This is a genomic window from Mesorhizobium sp. M0037, from assembly GCF_040323635.1.
Classification (GTDB): Bacteria; Pseudomonadota; Alphaproteobacteria; order Rhizobiales; family Rhizobiaceae; genus Mesorhizobium.
This window is the reverse complement of record NZ_JAMYVB010000022.1, coordinates 92,520-99,356: the sequence shown is the minus strand read 5'-3', so window position 1 is coordinate 99,356 and position 6,837 is coordinate 92,520. Positions and strand designations below refer to the sequence as shown.

The window sequence follows — 6,837 nt, the reverse complement described above, 5'->3', positions numbered from 1 at the left end:
TCCCTACTCCCTACTCCCTACTCCCTACTCCCTACTCCCTACTCCCTACTCCCTACTCCCTACTCCCTACTCCCTACTCCCTACCTCACCACCCTCACCACCGTCCGGTCCGACACCAGCGGCAACAGCCGCGCCATTGTCCGCGCTGTCACCGCCACGCAGCCTTGCGTCGGTGTGAAGCCTGGGCGCGCCAGATGGAAGAAGATGGCGCTGCCGCGGCCGCGCCGGCGCGGCGCCATGTTCCAGTCGAGCACAAGGCAGGCGTCATAGAGGCGGTCGTCGCGCCGCATTCGCTCATGGCTGGCGCCATAGGGGATTTTCACCGGCCGGTTGTAGTTGCGGTCGTCCGGCACCTCGCACCAGCCGAGATCGGCGCCGATCGGCGCCATCGCCAGCCGGGTTTTGCGGCCGGCCGCGAAATGATCGCCCCGAAAATATCCTGACAAAATCCGCATCTCGCCAAGCGGCGTCGCACCGTCGCCTTCGCGCTTATGGGCCGAGATGCCGCCGCGCCCGAGCGCACAGGCAAACACCTTGCTGCCGGCCTGCAATATCCCCTGGCTGGGGTTGCCCGGCCTCGCCCGAACCACCAGCACACGCAGCCCTTTCGGCAAAATTGCGCCGGCTGCATTGCGATCGCGTTTTTTCTTGTATGATCGTGTCACGGAACAAATCACTGTGATCGGACTGTTGCGCCGGTCAGCTTCCGCATAAATGGGGGGCGGTCAACTGAAAATTCTTTTCAAAACAATGGATTGATCCATGACATCACGTACCATTCTGATCGTTGACGACGATGACGACCTGCGCGGAACCCTCGTCGAGCAACTGGCCCTTTACGAAGAATTCGACGTCTTGCAGGAAGCGACCGCCGCCAAAGGCGTCGCCGCGGCGCGCGGCGGGCTCATCGACCTGCTCATCATGGATGTCGGGCTGCCCGACATGGATGGCCGCGAGGCGGTGAAGATCCTGCGCAAGGGCGGCTACAAGGCGCCGATCATCATGCTGACCGGCCACGATACCGATTCCGACACAATTCTGGGCCTCGAGGCCGGCGCCAACGACTATGTCACCAAGCCGTTCCGCTTCGCCGTGCTGCTCGCCCGCATACGCGCACAACTGCGCCAGCACGAGCAGAGCGAGGACGCCACCTTTTCGGTCGGGCCCTACACGTTCAAGCCCAGCCAGAAGCTTCTGATCGACCAGCGCGGCGGCAAGGTGCGGCTGACCGAGAAGGAAGCCTCGATCATCAAATATCTCTATCGAGCCGACCAGAAGGTGGTGACGCGCGACGTCCTGCTCGAGGAAGTGTGGGGCTACAATTCCGGCGTCACCACGCACACGCTGGAAACTCACGTCTACCGGCTGCGCCAGAAGATCGAGCGCGATCCTTCCAATGCTGAAATTCTTGTGACAGAAAGCGGCGGCTACAAGCTGGTTCCTTAAACTTTTCATTGTTCAATAAGCGGTCGGGGCGGGACTGTTTCGGGGAGGATCCGGCTGGGGGAGCCTGGATCGGCCCGCTGCGCAGATTGAAGTGTTAGAGCGTCCTTTGCGCGTCCAATTGGACGCGCGGCGCTCTAAGGGAGGGATTGGACTGACCGTTCGGGGACGCAGCTAGAGATGGCGCTGGATGACGACATCCGCATCCTGTCCGCCGTGAAGCTCTTTGAGGGTTTCACGCAGGAACAGCTGCGCCTGCTCGCCTTCGGCGCCGAAGCCACCCATCTGCAGGCCGACCGCAAGCTGTACCGCGAGGATGACGAAGCCGACTCAGCCTATATCGTGGTCAGTGGCCGCATCGTGCTCTACCGCGAGCATGACGGCGACCGCATCCCGATCGGCACCGCCGGCCCCGGCACGATCCTCAGCGAACTGGCGCTGATCGCCGACTCAAGACGGCTGACCAGCGCCTCGGCCGAGACCGATTCGGAAGTGATAAGGTTGAGCCGCAAGATGTTTCGCCGCATCCTGGAGGAATATCCCGAAGTGGCGGTGAAACTGCACCAGCGCATCCTCGATGATTTTCAGGCCATGATCGCCCGCATCGAGAAGTTGGCCCCAAGGTTTGGCGGGTAGGTCCCCGCGACCGCGCTCACGCTTGGGTGTGTCGAGATTCAGGTCAGGCCGAGTCGAAAATGGCTGATACCGAGAACCGGAGCGGAGCGTACTCAAAGTACGCACCGGAAGCGCAGGTATCGGCCATTGCAGGCCGGCCTCACCTGAATATCGGCACGCCTAATCCAGGTCGAACCGCGCAATCACCGGCACATGGTCCGAGGGCCGCTCCCAGCCACGCGCCTCTCGCAGGATCTCATAGCCGGCAAAGCTCGGCACCAGGTTCGGTGACGACCAGACATGGTCGAGCCGGCGGCCGCGGTTCGAGGCTTCCCAGTCCCGCGCGCGATAGCTCCACCAGGTGTAGAGCTTCTGCTCTGGCGGCACGTCGAGCCGCATCAGGTCGACCCAGTCGCCGGCGATCCGCATCGCGTCGAAATTTTGCGTCTCGACCGGCGTGTGGCTGACGACGTTGAGCAATTGCTTGTGCGACCAGACATCGTGCTCCTGCGGCGCGATGTTGAGGTCGCCGACCAGGATCGAAGCCGACACCTCGTCATGCGCGGCGTGGATGGCGTTCATCTCGGCAACGAAATCGAGCTTGTGGCGGAACTTGCGGTTGATCTCCGGATCGGGCTCGTCGCCGCCGGCCGGCACGTAGAAATTGTGGACCAGGATTGCCTTGCCGCCGGCCTGCACCTTGACCGACAGATGCCGGCTGTCATCGATCTCGCAGAAGCGCCGTTTCTCGACAATCTCGATCGGCCGCCGCGCCACCGTCGCAACGCCGTGATAGCCCTTCTGGCCATGGAATGCGATGTGCTCGTAGCCGGCCTTGCGGAACGCCTTTTCCGGAAACAGCTCGTCGGGAACCTTCGTCTCCTGCAGGCAAAGCACATCGGGCGCCTGCTCCGTCAGCAGCCGCTCGACGATCGGCATGCGCAGGCGCACGGAATTGATGTTCCAGGTGGCGATGGAGAAGGACATGCGGCGATCCGAACAAGGTCGCCGATCTACTGCCAGCCGAGCGCCACAAACACAAGCCAGCCTTTGCGGGCGGCGGCCCTGATTCAGGTCAGGCCGAGTCGAAAATGGTGGTCTCCGAGAACCGGAGCGGAGCGTACTTAAACCACGTGAGCGCCGGAAGCGCAGGAGATCGCCATTTGCAGGCCGGCCTGACCGGATCTAGCGGTGGTTGGTGTTCAGCTCGCGGTTCGCCGTATAGTCGATGGCGAACGTATCCGCAGGGAAGCTGACGCCTTCCTTGGTGTTGTAGATCATCACCGTGGTGTCCTTGCCCTGCGCGTCGGTGATGGTCCACTGGCGCAGATCATAGGATTTCGGATCGAACATCATGGTGATCTTCGAATTGCCGAACACCGACTTGTCGGCAAGCTGGATGGTGGTGAGGTCGCTCTCTTCCTTGATCGATTTGACGCGGCCGCCCGAGAGGTCGATCTTGGTGTCGAGCAACAGCTTCAGCGGTGTCTTCGACAACGGATAGAGATCGGACGTTTTCAGCCGCTTGTTGAGGATGACCACCGACTTGCCGTCGGAAATCACCCGGAAATTCGACTTGCCGTCATAGTTGAAGCGAATCTTGCCTGGCCGCTCAAGGAAGAACTTGCCGCCGGTCTGCTGGTTGTTGGGGCCGAACTGGACGAACTCGCCGCTCATCGATTTGACCGAGGAGAAATGGTCGGCGATCTTTTGCGCCGTCGGCGGCACCGCCGCCTGCGCCGAGGCCAAGAGCTGGAACCCCGGCACGACGTTGATGGCCGCGGCGCCGGCAAGCATCAGGCCAAGGCCGAGCAACTGGCGACGGTTTGGAGCGAAATCGCTGATCGCGGAAAGATCGTTTTTCATGCCGGTCACTCTCGTGTGGTGTGTGTCTCGTTGCAGTCCGTGGACCCCCAGTTAGACTTAAGTTTGGCGGCCGGACAGCGCTCAGTCGCTGTAACGCGCCAAAAGGTTCAAGGTTGCCGCCGGGCCGTATCGGCTGATCAGAACTTGTCGTCCTCGGTCGGCACCAGAATTTCGCGTTTGCCGGCATGGTTGGCCGGGCCGACAATGCCTTCCTTCTCCATCTTCTCGATGATCGAGGCGGCGCGGTTGTAGCCGATGCCGAGCCGGCGCTGGATATAGCTGGTCGACGCCTTGCCGTCGCGCAGCACGACCGAGACCGCCTGGTCGTAGGGATCGTCGGAATCCTCGAAATTGCTGTTGCCGCCGCCGCCAGCGCCGCCCTTGCCCGACGGCTCGTCATCGTCCTCGCCGTCATCCTCGGTGATGGCGTCGAGATATTCGGGCACGCCCTGCAGCTTCAGATGGGCGACGATCTTCTCGACCTCGTCGTCGGCGACGAACGGGCCGTGCACGCGCTGGATGCGGCCGCCGCCGGCCATGTACAGCATGTCGCCCATGCCGAGCAGCTGCTCGGCGCCCTGCTCGCCCAGAATGGTGCGGCTGTCGATCTTCGACGTCACCTGAAAGGAGATACGGGTCGGGAAATTGGCCTTGATGGTGCCGGTGATGACGTCGACCGACGGACGCTGCGTCGCCATGATGACATGGATGCCGGCCGCGCGCGCCATTTGTGCCAGGCGCTGCACCGCGCCTTCGATGTCCTTGCCGGCGACCATCATCAAATCGGCCATCTCGTCGATGATGACGACGATGTAGGGCATCGGCTCGAGATCGAGGTTCTCGGTCTCGTAGATCGCCTCGCCGGTCTGGCGGTCGAAGCCGGTCTGCACGGTGCGCGAGATTTTTTCGCCCTTCTTTTCAGCCAACTGCACGCGCGCGTTGAAGCCGTCGATGTTGCGCACGCCGACCTTGGACATCTTGCGGTAGCGGTCCTCCATCTCGCGCACCGTCCACTTCAACGCCACCACGGCCTTCTTCGGGTCGGTGACCACCGGCGTCAGAAGGTGCGGGATGCCGTCATAGACGGAGAGTTCGAGCATCTTCGGGTCGATCATGATTAGCCGGCAGTCCTGCGGCGTCAGCTTGTAGAGCAGCGACAGGATCATGGTGTTGATGGCGACGGACTTGCCGGAGCCGGTGGTGCCGGCGACCAGCACATGCGGCATCTTGGCGATGTCGACGATCACCGCCTCGCCATTGATGGTCTTGCCCAGCGCCAGCGCCAGCTTGGACTTGGTCGCCTCGAAATCGCGGCTGGCCAGGATCTCCCGGAGATAGACGGTCTCACGCTTGGCATTCGGCAATTCGATGCCGATGGCGTTGCGGCCGGGCACCACGGCGACGCGGCAGGCAATCGCGCTCATCGAGCGGGCGATGTCGTCGGACAGTCCGATGACGCGCGACGATTTGATGCCGGGCGCCGGCTCCAGCTCATAGAGCGTGACCACCGGGCCGGGCCGCACCGCGATAATCTCGCCCTTGACGCCGAAATCCTCCAGTACGCCTTCGAGCAGGCGCGCATTCTGCTCCAGCGCGTCCTTGGACAGGCTGGCGTCGCGCACCACGTTCTTCGGCTCCGACAGGAAATGCAGCGACGGCATTTCGAATGTTTCCGAGCCGATCAGCGAGGTCTGCGCCTCGCGCTGGACGCGCGCGCCCGGAGCGGGACGCGGCGCAGGTGCGGCGACGCGGGTCGCCGCATCGGAGCGGAAGTTCTGCACCTTGGCGTTCGGCGCGGCACGGCGCTGGACCGGCTCGTCGTCGAGTTCGATCTCCTCGTCGCCATTGTCGAAACCGGCATCGAGGACGTCGTCATCGTCCGGATCGACGGAAACGCTGCGGTCATTGACCATGGCGGCGAAGAATTCCGGCTCGACGCGGGCGCGGCCATCCGGGCTCATCCGCGCTTCGGCGAATTCCGCCGATTCGACCCGTTCGGCGGCGCGGCGCCATGCGGTGGAGCGCTGCTCCATCTCCGGCTCGAACTCGTCGCGCTCCTGCTGGCGGCGCACAGCCCGGCGATGCATCCAGGCGCGGAAAGACAGCCACCAGTGGGTAACGGCGCCGAGCGCCAGTATCCCTTCGTCGCCCTCCTCGTCGTCTTCGTCGAAGAGCAGGTCGTCCTCTCGGGGATCGGGCTCCGCGGTGCGCTCCATGACGGCAAAGCCGTTCTTGCGCGCAATCAGCGCCGAGCCATAGGCAAACAGCCACAGCGCCGGCGCAATGAGCACCATGGCAATGATGCTGGCAACGATGCCGGTCGGGTAGCCGCCAATGACCAGGCCCGGAACATTGAGCACCATGTCGCCGAGCACGCCACCGAGGCCGGTCGGCAACGGCCACGTCTTGGGCGGCACCACGCAGCCGGCCATCGCCGCCGCGAGCAGCGCGAAGCCGAACCAGGCAAGGCCGCGCTTCGGCAGCCTGTCGACGCCGCGCGCCGAAAACAGAAGAAGGCCCCAGATCACCGCCGGCACCAGGGCGGCAACCGCGGCAAGGCCGAAGAACTGCATGGCGAGGTCGGAGAATACCGCGCCCGCATAGCCCATGGCGTTGGTGACGATGTTGTCGGTGGCGTGCGAGAAGCTGGGATCGGCGACGTTCCAGGTCGCCAGCGCCGCGACGCCAAAGGCGACCAGCGCAAACAGGCCGGCGCCGACCAGCCGCCCGACCTGGCGCCGCGCGAATGCCTGGATGCCGTGCCCCGTATCGGTCAGCGCGAGCGGTGCTGAAGCCCCTGAACGCATGCTTCGTTCCCCGTCTGTCATGGACTGGCCGGGCGCATGACGCACTCCGGCAGATTCGGATGTCAGACTATCGGGGGGAAGGTTAAGGCCGCATTAACTATACGCA

The 6,837-nt window shown here is 63.6% G+C and carries 6 protein-coding genes; 2 read left to right on the top strand and 4 right to left on the bottom strand.

The features are described 5' to 3' along the window. Window positions 1-80: 80 nt before the first annotated feature. A complete protein-coding gene (locus NKJ78_RS26765; protein ID WP_198026975.1) occupies window positions 81-617 on the bottom strand; it encodes a L,D-transpeptidase family protein in 537 nt (178 codons plus the stop codon). Window positions 618-762: 145 nt separating this feature from the next. On the opposite strand from NKJ78_RS26765, the gene NKJ78_RS26760 reads away from it, so the two are divergent. Beyond that, window positions 763-1,446: a response regulator transcription factor gene (locus tag NKJ78_RS26760; RefSeq protein ID WP_023670493.1), complete on the top strand. Its 684-nt coding sequence runs from the start codon at window positions 763-765 to the stop codon at window positions 1,444-1,446. A 177-nt stretch (window positions 1,447-1,623) separates the two neighbouring features. Next, window positions 1,624-2,079 (top strand): cyclic nucleotide-binding domain-containing protein, encoded by a 456-nt coding sequence (locus NKJ78_RS26755; RefSeq protein WP_023670494.1) that lies wholly within the window; start codon window positions 1,624-1,626, stop codon window positions 2,077-2,079. A gap of 159 nt (window positions 2,080-2,238) precedes the next feature. Here NKJ78_RS26755 and xth read toward each other — a convergent pair whose 3' ends face one another. The 3 genes from xth to NKJ78_RS26740 all read right to left on the bottom strand — a co-directional run bounded on the left by xth (window position 2,239) and on the right by NKJ78_RS26740 (window position 6,731). After that, window positions 2,239-3,045 (bottom strand): exodeoxyribonuclease III, encoded by an 807-nt coding sequence (gene xth, locus NKJ78_RS26750; protein WP_352460309.1) that lies wholly within the window; start codon window positions 3,043-3,045, stop codon window positions 2,239-2,241. A 198-nt stretch (window positions 3,046-3,243) separates the two neighbouring features. After that, entirely contained in the window at window positions 3,244-3,924 is a 681-nt protein-coding gene (locus NKJ78_RS26745; protein ID WP_023683897.1) for an outer-membrane lipoprotein carrier protein LolA, read from the bottom strand. A gap of 137 nt (window positions 3,925-4,061) precedes the next feature. After that, entirely contained in the window at window positions 4,062-6,731 is a 2,670-nt protein-coding gene (locus tag NKJ78_RS26740) for a DNA translocase FtsK (protein ID WP_352562734.1), read from the bottom strand. Between the last annotated feature and the right edge of the window lie 106 nt (window positions 6,732-6,837).